General features: G+C 31.2%; 18 protein-coding genes and 2 rRNA genes. 19 read left to right on the top strand and 1 reads right to left on the bottom strand.

Annotated elements, in window-relative coordinates; all coding sequences use genetic code 4:
- Window positions 1-3 precede the first annotated feature (3 nt).
- The 14 genes from SMONO_RS03180 to SMONO_RS04280 all read left to right on the top strand — a co-directional run bounded on the left by SMONO_RS03180 (window position 4) and on the right by SMONO_RS04280 (window position 13,190).
- Window positions 4-2,917 (top strand): 23S ribosomal RNA (locus tag SMONO_RS03180).
- Between the two features lie 114 nt (window positions 2,918-3,031).
- Window positions 3,032-3,137: ribosomal RNA gene (gene rrf, locus SMONO_RS03175) — 5S ribosomal RNA — on the top strand.
- 66 nt (window positions 3,138-3,203) lie between these two features.
- Window positions 3,204-3,710 (top strand): hypothetical protein, encoded by a 507-nt coding sequence (locus SMONO_RS03170; RefSeq protein WP_101780907.1) that lies wholly within the window; start codon window positions 3,204-3,206, stop codon window positions 3,708-3,710.
- 106 nt (window positions 3,711-3,816) lie between these two features.
- Window positions 3,817-4,863: a phenylalanine--tRNA ligase subunit alpha gene (gene pheS / locus SMONO_RS03165; protein ID WP_101780906.1), complete on the top strand. Its 1,047-nt coding sequence runs from the start codon at window positions 3,817-3,819 to the stop codon at window positions 4,861-4,863.
- A gap of 14 nt (window positions 4,864-4,877) precedes the next feature.
- A complete protein-coding gene (gene pheT, locus SMONO_RS03160; protein WP_101780905.1) occupies window positions 4,878-7,286 on the top strand; it encodes a phenylalanine--tRNA ligase subunit beta in 2,409 nt (802 codons plus the stop codon).
- A complete protein-coding gene (locus SMONO_RS03155) occupies window positions 7,286-7,786 on the top strand; it encodes a YceD family protein (RefSeq protein ID WP_101780904.1) in 501 nt (166 codons plus the stop codon). Before pheT ends, SMONO_RS03155 begins: the two co-directional genes overlap by 1 nt.
- Window positions 7,787-7,803: 17 nt before the next feature.
- Window positions 7,804-7,980, top strand: coding sequence for a 50S ribosomal protein L32 (gene rpmF / locus SMONO_RS03150; RefSeq protein ID WP_020836573.1), 177 nt, complete (start codon window positions 7,804-7,806; stop codon window positions 7,978-7,980).
- An 81-nt stretch (window positions 7,981-8,061) separates the two neighbouring features.
- The gene (locus SMONO_RS03145; protein ID WP_101780903.1) at window positions 8,062-8,388 is read left to right on the top strand and encodes a hypothetical protein; all 327 of its coding nucleotides are present in this window, start codon (window positions 8,062-8,064) and stop codon (window positions 8,386-8,388) included.
- 121 nt (window positions 8,389-8,509) lie between these two features.
- Complete coding sequence (gene mraZ / locus SMONO_RS03140; protein WP_101780902.1) at window positions 8,510-8,941, top strand: division/cell wall cluster transcriptional repressor MraZ; 432 nt, start codon at window positions 8,510-8,512, stop codon at window positions 8,939-8,941.
- A complete protein-coding gene (rsmH, locus tag SMONO_RS03135; protein WP_101780901.1) occupies window positions 8,941-9,885 on the top strand; it encodes a 16S rRNA (cytosine(1402)-N(4))-methyltransferase RsmH in 945 nt (314 codons plus the stop codon). Before mraZ ends, rsmH begins: the two co-directional genes overlap by 1 nt.
- 1 nt (window position 9,886) lies before the next feature.
- The gene (locus tag SMONO_RS03130; protein WP_101780900.1) at window positions 9,887-11,314 is read left to right on the top strand and encodes a DUF1720 domain-containing protein; all 1,428 of its coding nucleotides are present in this window, start codon (window positions 9,887-9,889) and stop codon (window positions 11,312-11,314) included.
- Between the two features lie 20 nt (window positions 11,315-11,334).
- A complete protein-coding gene (gene ftsZ, locus SMONO_RS03125) occupies window positions 11,335-12,609 on the top strand; it encodes a cell division protein FtsZ (protein ID WP_101780899.1) in 1,275 nt (424 codons plus the stop codon).
- A gap of 4 nt (window positions 12,610-12,613) precedes the next feature.
- Window positions 12,614-12,943, top strand: a complete 330-nt coding sequence (gene sepF, locus SMONO_RS03120; protein WP_101780898.1) for a cell division protein SepF — start codon at window positions 12,614-12,616, stop codon at window positions 12,941-12,943.
- Window positions 12,944-13,034: 91 nt separating this feature from the next.
- Window positions 13,035-13,190, top strand: a complete 156-nt coding sequence (locus SMONO_RS04280; protein WP_158637907.1) for a hypothetical protein — start codon at window positions 13,035-13,037, stop codon at window positions 13,188-13,190.
- Between the two features lie 172 nt (window positions 13,191-13,362).
- Here SMONO_RS04280 and SMONO_RS03115 read toward each other — a convergent pair whose 3' ends face one another.
- Window positions 13,363-13,839 (bottom strand): SUR7/PalI family protein, encoded by a 477-nt coding sequence (locus tag SMONO_RS03115; protein ID WP_101780897.1) that lies wholly within the window; start codon window positions 13,837-13,839, stop codon window positions 13,363-13,365.
- Window positions 13,840-13,910: 71 nt separating this feature from the next.
- Between SMONO_RS03115 and oppB the strand changes: the two genes are divergently transcribed.
- Genes oppB through SMONO_RS03085 form a run of 5 tightly spaced genes read left to right on the top strand, consistent with a single transcriptional unit; the run spans window position 13,911 to window position 22,472 of the window.
- A complete protein-coding gene (gene oppB, locus SMONO_RS03110) occupies window positions 13,911-15,137 on the top strand; it encodes an oligopeptide ABC transporter permease OppB (RefSeq protein WP_101780896.1) in 1,227 nt (408 codons plus the stop codon).
- Window positions 15,138-15,150: 13 nt separating this feature from the next.
- Window positions 15,151-16,113, top strand: coding sequence for an oligopeptide ABC transporter permease OppC (oppC, locus tag SMONO_RS03105; RefSeq protein WP_101780895.1), 963 nt, complete (start codon window positions 15,151-15,153; stop codon window positions 16,111-16,113).
- A 13-nt stretch (window positions 16,114-16,126) separates the two neighbouring features.
- The gene (oppD, locus tag SMONO_RS04380; protein WP_211277579.1) at window positions 16,127-18,016 is read left to right on the top strand and encodes an oligopeptide ABC transporter ATP-binding protein OppD; all 1,890 of its coding nucleotides are present in this window, start codon (window positions 16,127-16,129) and stop codon (window positions 18,014-18,016) included.
- A 4-nt stretch (window positions 18,017-18,020) separates the two neighbouring features.
- Window positions 18,021-20,183, top strand: a complete 2,163-nt coding sequence (gene oppF, locus SMONO_RS04375) for an oligopeptide ABC transporter ATP-binding protein OppF (RefSeq protein ID WP_101780894.1) — start codon at window positions 18,021-18,023, stop codon at window positions 20,181-20,183.
- A gap of 21 nt (window positions 20,184-20,204) precedes the next feature.
- Complete coding sequence (locus SMONO_RS03085; RefSeq protein WP_101780893.1) at window positions 20,205-22,472, top strand: ABC transporter substrate-binding protein; 2,268 nt, start codon at window positions 20,205-20,207, stop codon at window positions 22,470-22,472.
- Window positions 22,473-22,527 lie beyond the last annotated feature (55 nt).

Raw genomic sequence — 22,527 nt, 5'->3', positions numbered from 1 at the left:
TCTTTAGAAAGTATAGTAAGGGCGTATGGTGAATGCCTTGGAAAATGGAGCCGATGAAGGACGCGACTACCTGCGAAAAGCGCCGGGGAGCTGGAAGTAAGCTTTGATCCGACGATGTCCGAATGGGGAAACCCAGCACGATTAATCTCGTGTTATCCATAACTGAATACATAGGTTATGTGAAGGGAACCTTGGGAACTGAAACATCTTAGTACCAAGAGGAAAAGAAAACGAATGTGATTCTGTCAGTAGCGGCGAGCGAAAGCGGAACAGGCCAAACCGGTCTACGGGCCGGGGTTGTAGGACTCATGTTAGAGTTACAAAGTTAGTGTATAGCAGAAGCTGTTGGGAAGCAGCGCCGCAGAGGGTGATAGCCCCGTATGCGAAATGCACTAACCTCGAGTGAGTATCCTGAGTACGGCGGGGCACGAGAAACCCTGTCGGAATCTACCCAGACCACTGGGTAAGCCTAAATACTACCATTTTACCGATAGTGAACCAGTACCGTGAGGGAAAGGTGAAAAGTACCCCGAGAGGGGAGTGAAATAGTTCCTGAAACCATACGCTTACAAGAAGTCAGAGCCCGTTAATGGGTGATGGCGTGCTTTTTGTAGAAAGAGCCGGCGAGTTACGATATCGTGCAAGGTTAAGTGGAATCCACGGAGCCGTAGTGAAAGCGAGCCTTAATAGGGCGTTTAGTACGATGTCGTAGACACGAAACCAGGTGATCTAGCCATGAGCAGGTTGAAGTTAGGGTAAAACCTAATGGAGGACCGAACCAACGTTCGTTGAAAAGACCGTGGATGACTTGTGGCTAGGGGTGAAATTCCAATCGAACCTGGAGATAGCTAGTTCTCCCCGATATAGCTTTAAGGCTAGCGTCGAGGTAAAGGATTATGGAGGTAGAGCTCTGAATGTGTGATGGCCCCACCTAGGGGTACTGATCACAATTAAACTGCGAATGCCATAATTTCATACTCGGCAGTCAGAACATGGGTGATAAGGTCCATGCTCGTGAGGGAAACAGCCCAGATCAACAACTAAGGTCCCTAAATTTACGCTAAGTGTGTAAGGATGTGGAAGTGCACAGACAGCTAGGATGTTGGCTTAGAAGCAGCCATCATTTAAAGAGTGCGTAACAGCTCACTAGTCGAGTGCTTCTGCGCCGAAAATGTACCGGGGCTTAAGCGTAGTACCGAAGTTTTGGATTTGGTAGCAATACCAAGTGGTAGGGGAGCGTTCTAATTGCGATGAAGTTCGACCGTGAGGACGTGTGGAGCGATTAGAAGTGATTATGCCGGCATGAGTAACGTTTGGAAGTGAGAATCTTCCATGCCGTTTGACCAAGGTTTCCTGGGCAAGGTTCGTCCACCCAGGGTTAGTCAGGACCTAAGGCGAGGCCGAAAGGCGTAGTCGATGGACAACAGGTTGATATTCCTGTACCACCTAATAAAGTGATGGAGTGACGGAGAAGGATAGTGAATGCCAGCTGTTGGATATGCTGGTCTAAGCGCAAAGAGGTGTACGTTGGCAAATCCGCGTACTGTAACCTTGAAGCGTTATGGGGAGTGAAAGCTTAGGCAAGTAGCGAAGTTCATGACTCCACGCTTCCAAGAAAAGCTTCTAGCGTTAATTTATTAGGTGCCTGTACCTAGAACGAACACACGTGGTCAAGGAGAGAATCCTAAGGCAAGCGAGATAACTATAGCTAAGGAACTCTGCAAAATCACCCCGTAAGTTAGCGAGAAGGGGTGCTCACTTTATGTGAGCCGCAGTGAAGAGGAAGGGGCAACTGTTTAGCAAAAACACAGCTCTCTGCAAAGTCGTAAGACGAAGTATAGGGGGTGACGCCTGCCCAGTGCCGGAAGGTTAAGAGGAGATGTTAGCTTCGGTGAAGCATCGAATTGAAGCCCCGGTGAACGGCGGCCGTAACTATAACGGTCCTAAGGTAGCGAAATTCCTTGTCAGGTAAGTTCTGACCCGCACGAAAGGCGTAATGATCCCTTCGCTGTCTCGGCTATAGACTCGGTGAAATTTTAGTACCAGTGAAGATGCTGGTTACCCGCAACTAGACGGAAAGACCCCGTGGAGCTTTACTATAACTTAATATTGAATCTTGGTGTAACATGTAGAGGATAGGTGGGAGACTTTGAAGCGATCACGCTAGTGGTCGTGGAGTCATCCTTGGAATACCACCCTTGTTACATTGAGGTTCTAACCTAGACCCGTTATCCGGGCCAGGGACAGTGTTTGGTGGGTAGTTTGACTGGGGCGGTCGCCTCCTAAAATGTAACGGAGGCGCTCAAAGGTACCCTCAGTACGGTTGGAAATCGTACGAAGAGCGCAAAGGTATAAGGGTGCTTAACTGCGAGACTTACAAGTCGAACAGATGCGAAAGCAGGACTTAGTGATCCGGCGGTCCCGTGTGGAAGGGCCGTCGCTCAACGGATAAAAGTTACCCCGGGGATAACAGGCTGATCTCCCCCAAGAGTTCACATCGACGGGGAGGTTTGGCACCTCGATGTCGGCTCATCGCATCCTGGAGCTGTAGTCGGTTCCAAGGGTTGGGCTGTTCGCCCATTAAAGCGGTACGCGAGCTGGGTTCAGAACGTCGTGAGACAGTTTGGTCCCTATCTGTTGTGGGCGTAGGAAAATTGAGAAGAGCTGTTCCTAGTACGAGAGGACCGGAATGGACGCACCCCTGGTGCTCCTGTTGTCACGCCAGTGGCACAGCAGGGTAGCTATGTGCGGAAAGGATAATCGCTGAAGGCATCTAAGCGAGAAGCCTCCTTCAAGATGAGTTTTCCCATTCTTCGGAAGTAAGATCCCATGTAGACCACATGGTTGATAGGTTGGGTGTGTACGCACGGCGACGTGTTTAGCTAACCAATACTAATAGATCGAGGTCTTTCAAAGAAAAACCAAAACAAATTGCTTGTATAGATATATAAAATCATCTAGTATTCAGTTTTGAGAGTACGATTTAGTTTTCTAATGAAAACTTAGTCTCTCAGACAAAAACAACTTAAGATCTGGTGGTCATAGCGCTGAGGTCACACCTGTTCCCATGTCGAACACAGAAGTTAAGATCAGCAACGCCGACGATAGTATAATGCAAAAATAGGAAGCTGCCAGTTTAAGTTTAAAAACCTACTCTTATGAGTAGGTTTTTTTATACAATATTAAAGACAAAGAGGTAATTTATGTTAATTGAACAAATCACTAAAAGATTTAAAAAGAAAATAATTAATTATGATATTGAAAGTATTAAATTCAAATGAGAATTTGAAGACTTATTTGATGTTTTAAACATAAATAATTTCTTTACGATGATGCAATACCAACTAAGAGTTGAATATAACTTTAATCAGGAACAAGATATTAGAGAAAAGATTAATATTATAAGACGATCAATAGAAGATGCTGTTCAAGTAGCTAAAAATATTGAAATTAACTCTAATAAGTTGGGTGTGTTAGATAATTTAATTCATATGATTTACATGGAGATTAAAGATATTATAAATGATGGATTAATAATGTACTTATTTTATGAGAAAATTCACTGTTCAATAGAATTTGAAGGTCAATTATTGGACACAGATGATTTTTTTAAATTAAAACTAATGATCTTTAATAAGAATTTAGATAAACATTTAGATCAATTTTTAAAATCAAATGATATAAATAATGAAAATGATTATTCTTTCTAAAAACTAATAATAATGGGACTTTTTGAATAAAAGAATTATCAAAATACTTATTTATTCAAATTATTTAGTATAATTAAATTGCTTTAAATTTAGGAGAGGTATATTTATGTTAAAAAAAATAAATGATATATTAGATGGTTTTAATAAAAGATTTGAAACTATCAAAACAAAAGAAGAATTAGAAATTTTAAAAAAGGAGTTTGCTGGAAAAGATTCTCCTCTAACTGAAATTCTTAAAAATTTAAAAACAGCTTCTCCTGAAGAAAGAAAAGAAGCTGGTCAAAAAGCCAATGAAATCAAAGAAGTTATCTTTGGTAAATTGAATGGTTTAAGTGATAAATTTGAAAATGAAGAATTGAAAAAAGTATTAGAATCAGAGAAAATAGACTTAACATTATCTGGAGTTAATTTGAAAATGGGTTCAAAACACCCTCTAAACCTTGTAATTGATGAAGTTTCATCTATTTTTACTGAACTTGGTTATGAAATGGTTGATGGTACAGAGTTTGAAACAGATGAATATTGTTTTCAAAAACTTAATATGCCAATAGGACACCCTGCAAGAGATATGCAAGATACTTTTTATATAGATGAACATACTGTTTTAAGAACTCATGCTACAAACATGACTGCTAGAATGTTAACTGAAGCTGCAAAAACAGGAAATATAAATATGGCAGCTGTAAGTTACGGTAATGTTTATAGACGTGATGATGATGATGCAACTCACTCACACCAATTTATGCAAATGGACGTATTTGCTATTGGAGAAAAAGTCAGTTTTGCTAACTTAAAATGAGTTTTAGAATATATGTGTAAACGTTTATTTTCAGAAGATACAGTAATTAGAATGAGGCCAAGTTTCTTTCCATTTACTGAACCTTCAGCAGAAGTTGATGTTAGATGTATAAATTGTAGTGGACAAGGGTGTCCTATATGTAAATATACTGGATTTATTGAAATTTTAGGTTCAGGTATGTTAGCACCAGAAGTTATTGAAGCAAATGGGTTAGATCCAGAAAAAGTAACTGGATTAGCATTTGGTGTTGGTATTGAAAGACTTGCAATGCTTAAATATGGTTTAAAAAACATTAGAGATCTATATGAAAATGATATTAGATTCCTAGACCAATTTACATTCTTTGGAGATTAGAAAGTGAGATTAATATGTATTTAACAAGAAAATGATTAGAAAATTTAATAGATCTAACTGGTGTTAAAAATGAGCAAATTACTGTTGCATTAAACTCACTTGGTTTTGAAGTGGACTCATTTAAAGATTATTCATCTTTAAATGATAGCCTTAAAATAGCTCATGTTGGAAATGTTGCTCCAATTGAAGGAACACATTTAAATTTTTGTTTTGTTGATAAAGGTGAAGAATTAGTTTCTCCAATTGTTTGTGGAGCAAGTAATGTGGTTGAAGGTCAATATGTAATATTAGCTGAAGCTGGTAAAAAAATCGCCAATGGTTTAAAGTTAGAAAATAGAGAAATCAAAGGTAAAATGTCAGAAGGTATGATGTGTGCATTAACTGAAATTGGATTAAATCCAAAAGCTTTATCCGATAAAGAAAAAGATTGAATATATCCAATAGTTACAAAAGAAGATACTTATGCAATGATAGGAAATGAAACTGCTCTAGAAGAAATCGGTTTCTTAGATGCTGTTTGAGAAGTTGATTTAACTTTAAATAGAAGTGATGCGCTAGGTGCGATGCAATTGGCAAAAGAATTGGCTAATTACTTTGATAAAGATTTAAATGATATAGTTAAGAACTATACTTTTAAAAATAACTCATTAACTTCTCCTGTATCAATCAAAATCGATAAAGAAGTTGATAAAGTTGTTAGAAGTGCAACTATGCAAATGGTTCAAGTTAAAGAAGTTTTAAGTGTTGCAGAAAAAGAATACAAAATTTATTCAAACCAAGATGTTTGATTAAAATTTAATGATTCTAAAACAACTCACAACTTTTGATTAGATTTAGCAAATGCTATAGCTATTGAAACAGGGCAACCTGTATTATTCTTAGATCCAACTAAATTAAAATCTCAATTAGAAATTAAAGATAATAAGAATTCAGATCACAAAGTTAATTTACAACTAACAAGTGATGGTAAAGTTATTTCTACTTTAGGAGTAGAAGTGAACGAAGAATTTTTACCAACAGTTGAATCAAAAGAAATCTTAGTTGTTTATTTATCGTTAGATCCAATCTTTATGAGAAAACAACAAAAGGAATTTAATACATCAACAATTGACTTACAAAGATACATGAAACCGGTGGGTTCAAAACTTTATAAAGTTGCTCAAAATAGGGTTATGTACTGATTGGATCAATATAATATCTATGATTCAAACAGTGAAATCGAAATAGCCAAAGAATCTAATGAAAAACAAGCAGAAGTTAAAGTTAAATTAGACTACATTCATAAATTAATGGGAGTTGAGTTAACTTCAAAAGAAATAATAAAATTGTTTAAAACTTTAGACTTTGAAATAGTTGAAAGTGGAGATGAATTATTATTTAAAGTTGATGAATTTAGAACAGATATAGCACACAGTGCTGATATTGTAGAAGAAATTACAAGAGTTTATGGTTATGACAATGTAAAATCAATTCCACCAAAAATTCTTTCAGACAACAAATCTAAAAAATTAGATTTACGTTTGCAAAAACAAAATGAAAACTACTTATTAGGTTTAGGATTCTCAAATATTAAAACTTACTCATTGCTTTCAAGTGAGTTGGTTAATAATTGAAACTTATTTGAAATTAATAACCCAATTAACTTAATGAGTCCATTAAGTAAATTAAGAGAAACTTTCAGATTAAGTTTATCAAGATCAATAATTGAAATTGCTTCATTTAACTACTCAAAAGGTAATAAAAATGTTAAGTTATATGAATTTGCAGATATCTATAACATGGATAACTTAAGACAAAGACATTTATCTGTATTAATTTCAGGAGATGTTATGAATCAAAAAGGTTATGACATTTCAATCAAATCAAGTTATGCTTACTTAAAAGGTATTTGTGATTCAATATTACAAACATATAACATTAATTTAAACGAAGTTTCGTTTGATGTTAATGAAAAAGCACCAAATGAAATTCATCCATTTATTAATGCAAAAATTACTTTTGAAGGTAAAACTTTAGGATTTATTTACAAATTAAACCCTAAATATGAACAATCTCAAAAGTTAGACTCAACATTTGTTTTAGAATTAAATATCAGTGAAGTTCAAAATACTAAAAATTCAGTAATTAGAGCTCAAGAAATATCAAAATTCCAAAAAACAACAAGAGATGTTTCGTTTATATTAAACTCATCAGATAAATACTCACAAGTTATTAAAACTATAGTTGAAGATGTAAAATATTTAACTAAAGTAGAATTAATCGATATTTATCAAGATGATAAATTAAAAGAAACTAACTCAAAATCAGTATCGGTTTCATTTGAATTTAACAGTATTGAAAATCAATTAACTGATCAAGAAGTTCAAACCGAATGAGAAAAAGTGTTAAATAACTTATCTAAACTAAAAATAGAGGTGAGATAATGCTTAAAAAGGAAATTGAATTAAAGAAAATCATAAATTTAGATAATGATTTTGAAATAAATCAGGATTTAAAGATTAATCATGATTTGATTAAATCTATTGATAAAGTTCATGTAAAAGGTATTTTAAATTACCAAGATATTATGAAATCAGTTATTGTGAGTGCAACTATAACTGCATCAGTTTCAGGAATTGATGCAAGAGATGGTAAAGAAATAAAAATAATTGACCAAAACTATGATTGAAATGAAGAATATTACTTCGAAGATGTAAATGATGATCAGCACAATATAGTGCTGGGAGATAAATTTAACATCCTAGACTATGCAATTGAACAAATTGTTTTAAATATTCCTATGAATTTGACTAATAATTATGATAAAATTTCATTTGTCGGTAAAGATTACATACTTATGTCTGAAGATGAATACCAACAAGAACAAGAAAATAAAATAGATTCAAGATGAGATAAACTTAAAGATTTTAGTTTTGAAGAATAAATAACGGAGGTGTCAACATGGCTGTACCATTTAGAAAGACCAGTAAAGCTGCTAAAAATAAGAGAAGAAGTCACTTGGCTTTAGTTAGCTCAGCAATTATTTCATGTCCAAACTGTGGAAGTATGATCAAACCACATAGAGTTTGTCGTGAATGTGGTTACTACAAAAACAAAGAAGTAAAAAAGGTAGATTAATTAATAAACAAGAGCACTTTAAAAGTGCTTTTTTTTGTATTTTTTTAAAAAAGTGTCGATTAAATTATTTGGAGGAAATATATGACTAGCAACATTAAAGAAATTTCTCAAAAAATTATTCCACTATCAGCTTTTAATTCTTTAAATGAAAATGGTTTTAAGGTTTTTTCTCATGAAGTAGATGAAAGAACTTTTTACGAAATTGTTGAAAAAGCAGACCCATTTACTTCTGTTAGTTTATTAAGAAGTTTTTATATGTATTATAAAATTTATTTAAATAAATACTTTATAAAACCATTGTTATTAAAGAAATGTCCATCAATTTTGGAAGTGTTGGAAAATGAAAAAAGTTTAAAAACAAAAGTTAATAGAATTATAAATTCTTTAGAAAGAAAAATAATTCATTAAAAAAGTGCCTAAAATGGCACTTTTTTTGTTATAAAGTGGGACGAAAAGTTTAAAAAAAACTTGAATATGTAACAAAGTGGTATATAATTGTTTATGTGTGGGAGAAAGTGGGTGACTTTGCATGTTATTCGGTAAATTTGAACATAATTTGGATGATAAATCTAGACTAACAATACCTTCAAAATTAAGAAATAAGTTGGGCGAACTTGTTTATGTAACTAGAAGTATTGATGGGAACTGTTTGGAAATTAGAACTCCAGAAAATTTCAAAGAATGATATAACGAACTTAAGTCACAAAGTGCACTTTCAACCTCTACACGTACTGTTGTTAGAACAATTTTTTCTAATACCGATGAATTATCTATTGATAATGCTGGAAGAATTAAGATTCCTGCAAACTTGTTAGAAGAGGTTGGGATATCAAAAACTGTTCAAATCACCGGGGCTGGTGAATGAATAGAAATTTGAGATAAAGATAAGCATCAAACATACGATAAAGATGCTAAAGTTCAGCTTGTTGATGCAGCTGAGAAATTGGGCGGAGCAAATTAATGGCACAAGAACATACTTCTGTTTTACTAAATGAATCAATTGATTTATTAGAGATTAAAAACAATGGGATTTATGTTGACTGTACTCTTGGGCGAGCAGGTCATAGTGCTGAAATTTTGAAAAAAATAGATCAGGGACATTTGTATGCAATTGATCAAGATAAAGATGCAATTGCTATAAGTAGAAAAAAACTTGAGTCTATATCAAGTAATTTTACTATTTTAGAGGGTAATTTTGCTGACATCAAAGTACTACTTTCTCTTAATGGAGTTAAAAAAGTAGATGGTATTTTATATGACTTGGGAGTATCAAGTCCACAATTTGACAAAGCAGATAGGGGATTTAGTTATCGCTTTGATTCTGAATTGGACATGAGAATGGATCAAGAAAATGTGAAACTAACAGCTAAGGAAGTTGTTAATACTTATGATGAAAAACAATTAGCAGATATATTCTTTCAATATGGTGATGAGAAGTTCTCGTGAAATATTGCTAGAAAAATAGTTGAGAAAAGACAAATAAATGAGATAAAAACTACATTTCAACTAGTTGAAATTATCAAAGAGTGTTTACCTCAAAAAATTCTTAAACAAAAGAAACATCCTGCAAAAAAAGTGTTTCAAGCTTTAAGGATATATGTCAACAATGAACTTGAAGTTTTAAAAAGATCTTTAAGTAATTCATTAGAATTATTAAAACCAGGAGGTGTTATTGCTGTGATAACCTTCCATTCTCTTGAAGAGAAAATAATTAAAGATATTTTTAAAACTAATACTATATCAAAAGAAGATAAGTTCTTAAGTAAACTTCCTGTACCTATGGAAGTTAGAAAAGATTATGAACTTGTTGTTAAAAGACCTGTATTGCCAGGTGAAAAAGAATTAGAAGAAAATAGAAGAGCTCATAGTGCAAAACTTTGAGCAATTAGAAAGGTTGGTGAATAAAATGCAACAAGAAACTTATGCGGTTATTGAAATCAGTAAAAAATATATTAAATTTGCTGTTGGAAAATACAAAGAAAAAATTGGATTAAAAGTTGTTTTCAAAGAAAGAGAAAAGAACAAAGCTAGTTGATTAGATGAAAATAATGAAATAATTGATACTAATGTTGTTTCGCATAGATTAACCAAGATGATCAACAAATATGAATCTATTTTTAGAGAAAAAATTCAAAGAGTATCAGTTGTTTATCCTACTGGAACTTTAGAAATTAAAGATGCTTCTCCAAGTTTATTTATTGATAATCCAGATAAATTAATATTAAAATCACACATTGATGAACTGCATAAAATGGCAAAAAGAGTTAACTATGATGATAAAAAAATTGTGACTAACTTAAAACCTTATGAATATAGAATTAATAATATTCACAGTGTTGCAAAACCACCAATCAATGCACATGGAAACATGGTATCGCTTAACGCTAAAGTATATACAGCAGAAAGAAAAGTTGTTGATTCATTTAAAAAAGTATTACAAAACTTAAATCTCGAAATAAATACAATGACAAGTCAAATGTTTGCGCTTGCAAAACAATGTAGTGAAGGTTTAAACTTTAGAGAAACATTTGTAATGGTGAATTGAGATTGAGAATGTATTGATTTGGGATTTTTTTCAAGAGAAACTCTTGTTAAAAAACAAACTATTGGGTTTGGAATAAAACATATAATTGAAAATTTAGCTGCAAAAATGTCTGCTAAATTTGATACAGCAGATAAATACATCTTTAAATTACTAAACTTTTCATCTAGTACTTTAGATGAAAGTGTAATTTATAGAAAATATAACACACAAGAGAAAAGAACACTTGAACTAAAAGCTATTGAAATCAAAGAAATGCTATTCGAAGAGTTAAAGGGAATAATAGATAAATCTGATATTTTAATTTCGAGAGAAATGGAAAATGTAAGAAGTTTCAAGGTTTACCATATTGGTAAGATAACTGAAATTGCTGGTTTTGAAAAAATACTTCTTAGAAGTAATTACAAAAATATTTCAGAGATATACTATTCATTGGTTACTGGTGCAAGTGAAATCTGAACACATTCACTTTGTGGAAGTATAAGACATGCTCGTGAAGTTAATAAAAATAGCAAAGAAATTAAAACAAGTACTGGAGTATATCCAAATCCTGCATTGGTTAGAGTTAATCAAGTTCAACATCAACCAAGAATGCAAAATTCTCCTTTACAACATAACAGACCAATGATGCAACAACAAAGTGGTTTTACACAACAAAGTAGACCAATGATACAACAACAATTTATGATGCAAAATCAAAGGGTACAACCACAAATGGTTGGACAACAAAATTATCAAAATAATGAAAACTATTTAAAAAATGGTATTATAAATACGCAAAGAAATAAATAATTAAGGTGAGGAAAAAATATATGTCTACAAAATTAGATTTAAATCAAAATGCCAAGATCAAAGTAATCGGTGTTGGTGGTGGAGGTTGTAACGCCGTTAACAGAATGGTTGATGACAACGTTCAAGGTGTTGACTTTATTGTGGCAAACACAGATGCTCAAGTATTGGCAGCAAGTGCTGCACCAACTAAAATTGTTTTAGGAGAAGAAATTTCAAAAGGCTTAGGAGCTGGAGCTAATCCAGAAATTGGAAAACAAGCCGCTATTGAATCTGAAGAAGAAATCAAAGGAGCTTTAAAAGGTTCTGACTTAATATTTGTTGCTGCTGGAATGGGTGGAGGAACTGGTACTGGTGCTGCACCTGAAATAGCAAGAATTGCTATGGAAACTGGAGCATTGGTTATTGCTATTGTTACAAAACCTTTCAGATTTGAAGGAAGATTAAGAAATTCATATGCTGTTCAAGGTTTAAATGAATTAAGAAAATATGTTGACTCAATCATTGTTATTTCAAATGATAGATTATTAGAAATAATTGGAGGAATTCCAGTTCAAGATTCATTTAGAGAAGCTGATAACATTTTAAAACAAGGAGTTCAAACAATTACTGACTTAATTGCAGTTCCTGCTGTAATTAACCTTGACTTTGCTGATGTAAGAACAGTTATGAAGGGTAAAGGTAATGCTTTATTTGGAATTGGAATTGGTTCTGGAGAAGACAAAGCAATTGAAGCTGCAAACAAAGCAATAACTTCATCATTACTAGAAACTTCAATTCGTGGAGCAAAAGACGCAATTATTAACGTTACTGGTGGAAAAACTGTTTCACTTAATGATGCATATGATGCAGTTGACATTGTTCAACAAGCAAGTGGAGAAGATGTAAATATTATCTTTGGTATAGCAATTAATGAACACTTGGATGATGATTTAATTGTTACTGTTATTGCAACAGGGTTTGACGATGACTATGTAAGTCCAACAATCAACAATCAACAATCAACTCCAGTAGTTGAGCAATACTCAGCACCTCAACAACAAGTTCAACCTTCATTTGAAGAAGAGAGACAAGTTGAAACTGCATATGAGCAAAGAACATCATTTATGGCAAATCAGGATAAAAGACCTGAGTATGTAAAACAAACAGAAGAAGAAAACAACAAAGTTCAAGACAGAATGGGGCAATGAAAACAAGCTAACGTTCAAACTGCACAACCTCAAGTTGCACAAAAAATCGAAGATACTGCAGAAGATGAAGATGGAGATTTCCCAACTTTCTTAAGAAAGAAATGATAATCTAATGGGATTGTTTAGCAAAAAAAATGAAGATCAAGTTCTAAATTATAAACCAAAAAAAGAAGTTAAAGAAAATAACTTAAATATGGCTTCTGAAATGGTAGTGGAATTCGATGAAAATCATGTAACTCATTTCTTTCCTCATGGTTATGATGAAACTAAACAAATAGCAGACACTCTTTTAAGATTTAAAAATGTAACAGTTAATTTAACTGATATTGAAAGAAAAGAAAAGAAAAGATTAATAGACTTCCTTACGGGAGTTATGTATGCTCTTGAAGGTGATTACAAAAAAATAGACAAAGGCATATATTACTTTTGAATAAGCAATTAGTTGCTTATTTTTTTGTGTTTTACCATAGTTTTTCTTGCAATTAAAACTTACATTTGCTAGTATCTTAATAGGCGATGAAGGAGACCAAAAAATGAGAGCATTATTGACCAATACAAAATTCAATAAACCGGCTGCCTTTTTTGCGTTTGCTACATTGTCATTTAAAAATAAGTTTTTTAAAGACAATGCGAAATTAAACAATATGGCTATGTACTGTGCTAAACAACACATGGCGCAATGATCGTAATTGTTTATAAATTAAACAAAAGTTTTAAATGATATTTTCAATAAAATTTGATTTTTATTATTAGTATTTAATATTTAAAAGAATGATTTATTTTATAAACAGTTAGGATTCCAAAAAATCTACACTTTTTGTAAAATAAATCATTCTTTTTTATTAGACAAAAAAATTACACCTAAAGTGTAATAAAAATAATAATTGAAGTTATTGTCAATACCAAGCAGATTAATAAGGCTATTTTAGAAATTCTTCTTAAAAAACCTTCCTCTTCTGATAAGGTGGTTTGATACCTTCTTCTTGTGTCATTATAAAACTTTGCAACTTGTCTATTCTTGATGTATCCAATGATTAATCAAGTTAATAGCGAAAGTAAAGCACTTGCTGTTGTTACTCATTCGGTTTTCTCAATATCTTTGAATGCAAAGATACCTAGAATAAAACTTATACCTGTAACAAAAGCACTTATAGAAAGCACAATTAGATAGTCGTATCATCTTAATTTCTTAGATTCAATAAATTTAGATTGAGTACTTAATGGATCTTTGGTAATATCACTCACTTTATCTTGTACTTTTTGTTTGTGAGCTTGTTTCTCTTGCTCACGTAAATCTTTTAATTTTTTAAAATTACTTATGTTATTTTTATCTTTCATATAAATCACCTTTATAGATATTATATAGATTTTAAGGGATAAAAATAAATTAGAAAGGACAACTTAAACTTATGGAAACAAAAGTTAATGGCCAAGACAAGAGCGAAGATTCGCTCTTAGAGTTATTTGATGAAATTAGTCTTAAAGATGAAATCAAACAAACTAAAACAAGCCATATTGAGAATTTGAAAAATGGTTTTAGAAAAACAAACGCATCATTTGATGAGTTTATGCAAAAAAATCCATTATTTTCATATTCTTTAAAAAGAATACTCTATGCATTTATAACACTTTATATAGCAATTGCTGTTGTGTTTGTAATGCTTAGAATGGTTACAACTGATGGTGCATATTTATCTGATATAGACTTAGCAAAACACGGAATTGTTTATGACACACCTGAATACTGAGCTTTATTAGAAACTAGAATGAAAATGTTTGGAGTTTTCGGACCCATGATTGAACAAATGTTCATTTATTTAAGAAACATAACACCATTTATTCCAAAAACAGTTATTCTTAACGCACAAATTGATGATAGTGGACAACTAGTGGGAGACTCAGTTACAATGTGATTCTACCTAGGTGTCTTTATGAATAAAGCTAGTGGGGGTGTCCCAGGAAGTCTTGTTCAAGAGGCGTTTGCAAGATCAATTCCAACTTCATTCAAAATTGGAAGTATTGGAGTTATTATGTCTTATGTGTTAGGGGTTCCTTTAGGAATACTTGCAGCTAAGAATAAAGAAAAATCAGCTGATAATGCAATTAATGGAACAAGTTTAATTATTAGTGCTATACCAGCTCTAGTTATTATTTCTTTATTATATAAAGCATCTATTTATATATTTGGTGCTCAAGGAGCATTTGAAGGTGCTGGATTTGGTACACAAATATGACCAGTTATTGGGGTAATGTTATTAATTATGCCAATGATTATTGTAAATACTAGAAGATTCGTTTTAGATGAAATGACTGCAGATTATGCAAAATTTGCTTTATCAAAAGGATTGAGTGAAAAATATGTATTCTACGTTCACATCTTTAGAAATGCTGGAATTAGATTAGTTAAAACTTTACCTGAAATATTTGTATTGACATTATTTGGTTCAAGTATTTTAGTTGAAAGACATTGATCAATTGATGGTATGAGTAAATTTATTCTTAACGGAGTATCAAACAAAGATACATTTGTTGTTTTGGGATATATATTCGTATCAGCTTCTGCTGGAGTCTTTTCAAGTTTAATTGGTGACTTGTTGCTTGCAACACTAGATCCAAGAATAAAACTAACAAAATAGAAGGAGATTATTTATGGAACAAAAACAATATACAAAAGAAGAAATGAATTCTATAGACACATCTCTTTTTAAAGTAATTGGAGCAAAACATGACGAATCTGAAAGAATTACTAACAAACCATATAGTTACTGAAAATCTGTATTTAACAGAGTAGGTAAATCAAAAACATTTATTATTTCACTAATTTTATTAGTATCAATTATAGTTATGGCGTTTTCGATTGGTATTGGAGTAGATCCTGTTCCAATTGATAGACCAGGAATTGATATCGAAGCACCAAGCTGAGGTCATATCTTTGGTCTGGGTAAATTTGGAGAAGATTTATGAACTAAAATGTGAATTGGAACTCGTACTACATTGATATTTACTTTCTTTGTAGCTTCAATTCAAATCTTATTAGGAATATTATTAGGATCAATTTGAGGATTTTTCTCAAAACTTGACTTAGTATTTATCGAAATTACTAGATTCCTATCTCTGATACCTTCATTAATATTATGATTAATTATTATCTTCTTATTTGGAGGTACAACTTCAATCCCTGTATTAATATTTGGTATATCAATTACAAGTTGAATTACATTAGCAGCTGTTATTAGGGTTCAAATTATGCTTGTTAGAAATGCAGAATATAATATTGCATCAAGAGTTTTAGGAACACCAAGTTCAAAAATCATTAGAAAAAATATTATGCCAAAAATCTTACCAATAGTTATTCAAACATCAACATTTGCAATTCCAACAGCTATCGCTATTGATGCATTACTTGCATACTATAACTTTGGATTTGTAACAAACACATTAGATCAAGCGTCATTGGGATCAATTCTAAATGAATTATTATCAGGTTCTGATTGAGAAGTGTACCCACACTTGTTAATTATTCCTGTAGCCTTTGTTGGAGGAATATCATTATTATTCTTCTTGGTAGGTAAAGTATTTGCCGATTCATTAGATCCTAAAACACATAGATAGGAAGTAAAAAATTATGAACAAAGAAAATAGAATTATATCTGTTCGTGACATGGAAGTTAAATTCCAAGTTAGAGGTAATTTTTTAACTGCTATTAGAAATGTTGATCTAGATTTATATGACCAAGAAATTCTTGCGATTGTAGGAGAATCTGGGAGTGGTAAATCAGTTATTACAAAAACTTTTACTGGAATGTTAGAAGCAAATGGTTGAGTAAGTAATGGTTCTATAGTTTATAGACCAAACAAAGAAACTTTGGCAGATGAAGGTGCATACTTCAAAGAACCTATAGATGTTGTTAACTTACAAAGTCCTTTAATATCAAAAGATGTTATTAAAAGTGTTGTAAAAATAAATAGTGAAAAAATAAAAGAATTAATAAAAGAAATAAAAGAATTATACAAATTAAACCCCAAATACAATGGGTTATTAGAACAAAAAGAATTAAAGAAAATTAGACTAGAGAAACAAATTGAATCAGAACACAATGAAACTATTTTGTCTGGTTTAAACAAACAATTACAAGATTTAACAGAAGAGTTAAAATCAAGCTTACTAGATGAACAAACAATTGCATCTACTAAAAAAATCAATAATGAAAAATTTAATGTTTTATTAGAAAAAAGAAAACAACAATTAAATTCTTTAAATGAAAACATGAGTTTCACTGGAAACAACAGACAAGCTAATAAAATTATAAAGATAGAAGTTAAAATAAAAGCTATTGAAGAAACTTTAAAAGTTATAAATGATGATAACCACAGAGATGAATTAATAATTTTAAAATTAGAAAATATTTTAAAATTAGAAATGGATATCAATAAGGTTAAACCATTAAACATTAAAAGTAGAATGTCAATTTCTAAAATTACTTCAATGATAGAAAAATTTATTGAAACAAAAGTAGAATGAAATGTAGAAGAAAAAGAATATGCTGTTAAGTATTTCTCATCAAAAGAATACTTAAATAGATTTGAAAATGAATTACAAGTAATTTGTTTATCAATCATTGAAAAAAATACATTAGATGAAGATCACTTCCACAACATTTTAGTTGACTGAAAGAGAATCAAGAATACTGATGTAGTTAATAAAATAAATGCATTGAAAGAAATTAGACAGTTAAGAGGAAAAACTATTTCAACAATTTTCCAAGACCCAATGACTTCTTTAAACCCATTATTACCTGTGGGATTCCAAATTACAGAGGTATTAAGAAAACAAGTAGGTTTAAATAAAAAGGAAGCCAAACAAGAAGCAATTGAATTGCTAAGAAAAGTTGGCATACCAAACCCTGAAAAACGTTTTAAAGATATTCCAGGAAGATACTCTGGAGGTATGCGTCAAAGAGTTGTTATTGCAATTGCTCTTGCTGCAAGACCAAAAATATTAATTTGTGATGAGCCAACAACTGCGCTTGACGTAACAATTCAAGCTCAAATCTTAGATTTAATAAAAGAACTACAAACAGAATATAAATTCTCAGTAGTATTTATTACTCATGACTTAGGTGTTGTTGCAAAAATTGCAGATAGAGTTGCTGTTATGTATGCTGGACAAATAGTTGAAGTTGCAACTGCAAGAGAAATATTTGATGATCCAAAACATCCATATACTTGAGCACTATTATCTTCTTTACCTCAATTAGGTAAAAAAGGAGATGACTTATTCTCAATAGAAGGAACACCTCCATCACTATTTAACGAAATAGTTGGTGATGCGTTTGCTCCAAGAAACAAATATGCATTGGAATTAGATTACATTAAGCAACCACCAATGTTTAAAGTTTCAGAAACTCATTTTGCAAAAACATGATTATTAGATCCACGTTCTCCAAAAGTGGAAAAACCAAGTATTTTAAATAACTTACGTAAACGTATAGAAGAAGCAGAGAAAGTAGGATAAAACTATGTCAACAAATAAAGATGTACTTTTAAACATTAGGGATTTAGTAATTGAATTCCGTGCTAAAGGTAAAAAATTTAGAGCTGTTAAAGAAACTAGTTTTGACATCTACAAAGGCGAAATATTTGGTTTGGTAGGAGAATCAGGAAGTGGTAAAACCACAATAGGAAGAGCTATTGTTGGAGTACAACCATTAAAAGATGGTGCTATCTATATGGATAACAACATTGTTGCTGGTCGTCCAACTAGCTTGTATACTTTAAATAAAGACATCTCAAGAAAACTTGATAATATGTCATACAAAATGAATATTACAACAAAAGAAATTCAATCAAGGATTGATGGTTTAAAAGCTTTATATGAAAATTTCTTAGCAGATCCTAGAGAATTAAATAAAGATGATTTAGAAAAGTTTGCAAAAGAATCTAAATTAAAGTACTTAACAGATATATTATTGGAAAACTTAAAATATTTAAACTCAATTATTAAGAGTGAAGATAGAATGATTAAATTCGTAGACAACTTGAATTCTTATGTTGATAAAGTTTCAAAGGAACTTGAAAAATCAGTTCTTTCAAAACTGGTAGAAACAAAAGAAACATTTATTTCTATGAAAGAAAATGCAGATGAAATTTATTTACAAATTCAAGAAGTTGCAAAATATAGAGAATCAATTGAAACAGTTGATGCCAATAAAATGGAATCAGTTGTTAAAAATATTCTTGGTTTATGAAAAGTTATAACAGACAACCATAAAGAATTTTTATCAAAACTGGAATGAGCTAAATCATTGCAATTTCAATTACATGCTCTGTCTTCTCCAATGAATAGAAGACAAAAATTTATTGACTATTACAATAAATTAATTTATGTAAACAGAAATGAATTTTTTGAAGAGTGTTTAAAACAATTTGAAATTATGAAATCAAGTGAATCTGATTCTTCAAGTAAAGAGTTTAAAAAATTAGAATTCTTTATTAGAGATTTCTGATCAAAGAAAAACTTAAACATAAATGCATGTAAAGAAATTTTAAAAATATTATCAGAAGAAAAAGTTGTAACTGAAAAAGTTAAAACTCTTGTTTCTAAATTAAAAAATACTGATTTTGAAAACTCAATTAAGGATTTGATTGCAAATGAATCAAACATTAATGAAACAAAATTGGATGAACTTAAAAAAGAAGCTAAATATATTTCAAAAATTATTGAAAGAAACATCGTAAAAGATAGAGACTCTATTGAAACTTTCTATAATTGAAAGGGTATTGAAAATACATATACACAAGAAGAAATTGATTCATTTGTTGAATTAACAGAATTCTTAGATTTACCTTCAATAGATGAAATTATTAAAGACTCTTATTTATTTAAAGTTCAATCAAAAGAACAAAAAAGAACAAACAGAAAAGATATTCAAATGATTTTTCAAGATCCAGGTTCATCTTTAAATGATAGAATGGCTATTGAAGAAATTATTGCAGAGGGTATGGAAAACTTCCCTAATCTTTACAAGGGTCAAGAAGCTAAAGAATTATATGTAAAAGAGTATAATGAAGCAAATCCAGATGAAAAAATAACTTTAGAGGATGCAACACCTGCGAAGGTTAAAAAACATATTATTTTAAAACTTGTTAACTCAGTTGGATTACTTCCAGAACATTTATCAAGATATCCTCATGAATTTTCAGGAGGACAAAGACAACGTGTTGGTATTGCAAGAAGTTTAGCTATGAAACCAAAAGTTATTGTAGCAGATGAACCAATATCTGCTCTAGACGTTTCTATTAGAGCTCAAGTTTTAAACTTATTTAAAAAATTCCAAGAAGAATTAGGAATTACTTATGTCTTTGTTGCCCATGACTTATCAGTTGTTCGTCACATCGCTGATAGAATCGCTGTAATTTATCATGGACAAATTGTTGAAATTGCACCAGCAGAGGAGTTATTTAAAAATCCTCTTCACCCTTATACAAGAGCGTTGCTTTCTGCAATTCCAATTCCCGAACCTGAACTTGCTAAACAAACTAAATTAGTTGTTTATAACCCAGAAGAAGAACACAAAGATTACATCTTTGATTTACCATACTTTAAAGAGATAACAAAGGATCACTTTGTTTGAGCTAACAAAAGAGAAATTAAAGAAATTAAAAAAATCGTAAAAAAATAGAACAACGAAAGGAAGATTAAAATGTCAGTATGATATAAAAAGACTCTAGGAATACTTGGATTAGGACTAGCAGCAACAATGGTTTCATCTTCTGTTGTTTCTTGTGGCGCTGCTTCTTTTGATGCAATTTTAAATAGGGTTTGAGACACAAGTGTGTATAGAGCAAACTATACATTAAACGTTTCAAGTTGAAATACAGCTCACTCAATGCAAGCAGAGGATTCAAGAATTTGATCAAACACTTATGATACTTTCTTATCAACAGATCAATATGGAAGAATATATGGATCACTTGCAGTTAGTGAATATGGACAACAGATAGCTAATGATGAAAAATATCAATATGTTGGTAATCATAGTCCTGATTCAAAAGAGTGAACTTACGCAGTAAGGGAAATGAATTGGGTTGATACTCGTGGAAATATTGTAATTCAAAATAGAGAAAACATTGTTTTAGAAGGTGTTTTAAATGCAGCTATTTATGCATTAAATCCAAACAATAACTCTGACGTTTCTGAATTATGAGTTTCATTTATTGAAGGTGCTGAAGAAGCTCAGAACTTATTTAGAGAAGGTGGAGAATCAGCTGCAAAAGCTAGAAGATTCATTTTAGGTGAAGAAACAATTGATGGTAGACATTTTGGTATTACAAAAGGTACAAAATGAGATAATGATGGAAAAACATATGACACTATCAAGTTTAATCTAACTAAATCAGCTCCTTATTTTGAAAGTTTACTTACTTATTCTGTATTTTCTCCAATTTATGGAGATAATATAGGAGTTGCAAATGACTATACTAAAGCTTTATTTAATGGAGCTTATTATGTACAACAAGCTCCTCAAAACGGAAAAATAATTCTTAAAAAGAATGAAAACTACGCTTTAAAAGATAGTACAAATATTGAAACATTAGAATACAACTATCTAGATGGTGGTTCTGCTGCAAAAGAAAGAACTTTATTTGAATCTGGTTCAACTTCATTTTTTGAACTTAAATCAGATGACTTAAAAGGATGAAATAGATATATTGGTAAAGGAGAAGAAAGTTATGAGAATCCAAATTTTGGTTCTCAATACCAAGTTGATTCTCCAGATAAATCAGCATCATTTATGATGGTTTATAACTATTCTAATGCAAATATAACTAATGGTGCGGTAGGTAAAGCTGAACAAGAAAGGGCTTTAAGTGCATCTAGATTATTGCAATCTAAAGATGCAAGAGCTTACATTTCTACCACAATAGATAGAACAGAAATGGCTAGATATTTCTCAAAAACCATTGATGAACCAGGTAATCCTTCACAAATGTTAAGAAATACTTATACAGGTGTTGGTGTAGCTCAGGACGGAAGTGGTGTTGACTATACAAATTATGTTGGTGACATATATAAAGAGAAAACTGGTTCAGTAGATGAAAATCCATTAGCTGATGGTAAAGATCCATACAAAGGTAAGGGACAAGAATTAACAAAAAAATCTCAAGAACAATTAAGACTTGATACTGTTAAATTTATTCAAGATAACAATATTAAAACTCAAAAAGTTAAAGGTTATAATGGCGAAAGAGTAGTTTTAAAATTAATTTTAAGTCCTTCAAATAACACTGGTATGAATCCATATATCAATTTAATGATGAAATCATTTAACTCAATTTCAAATAACCCAATTTATATTCAAACACAAACTATGTCATCAACAGATGAATATAGAACAGAAGGTTCAAAAGGATCAACAGACTTATTTATGAGTGGTTGATCTCCAGATTACAAAGACCCTTCATCATTCTTAGAAACTATTACTTTAACTGGTCCTTACAGAGGTTACAATGGTACTTCTAGACTTTTAAAAACTGATAGTAGTGGAGAATATGTATTGGCAAATGAAAGCTTAAGAACAACAGCGACTAAAGAACTAACAGAGGCTTTTGTTGGTTACTCAGAAGGTTATAAAACTGCTGATACTGAAAAAACAGTTCCTGAAGAAAGATATAAAGCTTTTGCAGAACAAGAATATAATTTCTTCTATGAAAATTTCTTGGCATTACCAATTTATACAAGAGCTATGCCAAAAGTTTGACAAGTTAGTTACTTAACACCTTATACAAAATCGGTTGAGGCGTTTGGTACAGCACAATTTAAACTTTATAATGTTTTAATGGACAGACAATTAAGATCTAGAGAAGAATATCAAAAAGCTTTAGAAGAATTCATTAAAAGAGATGAAGAAGTGAAAGCGGATTGAAACACACATAGAGATGCTGCTCATTGAAGAAAAAAAACAAATTAGAATTAATATTTGTTTTAAAAAATCTACATAAATGTAGATTTTTTTTATAATATTA

The sequence above is a fragment of the Spiroplasma monobiae MQ-1 genome (genome assembly GCF_002865545.1).
Classification (GTDB): Bacteria; Bacillota_I; Bacilli_A; order Mycoplasmatales; family Mycoplasmataceae; genus Spiroplasma_A; species Spiroplasma_A monobiae.
The sequence above is the reverse complement of the archived record's forward strand: the minus strand, read 5'-3'. Positions and strand labels throughout refer to the sequence as shown.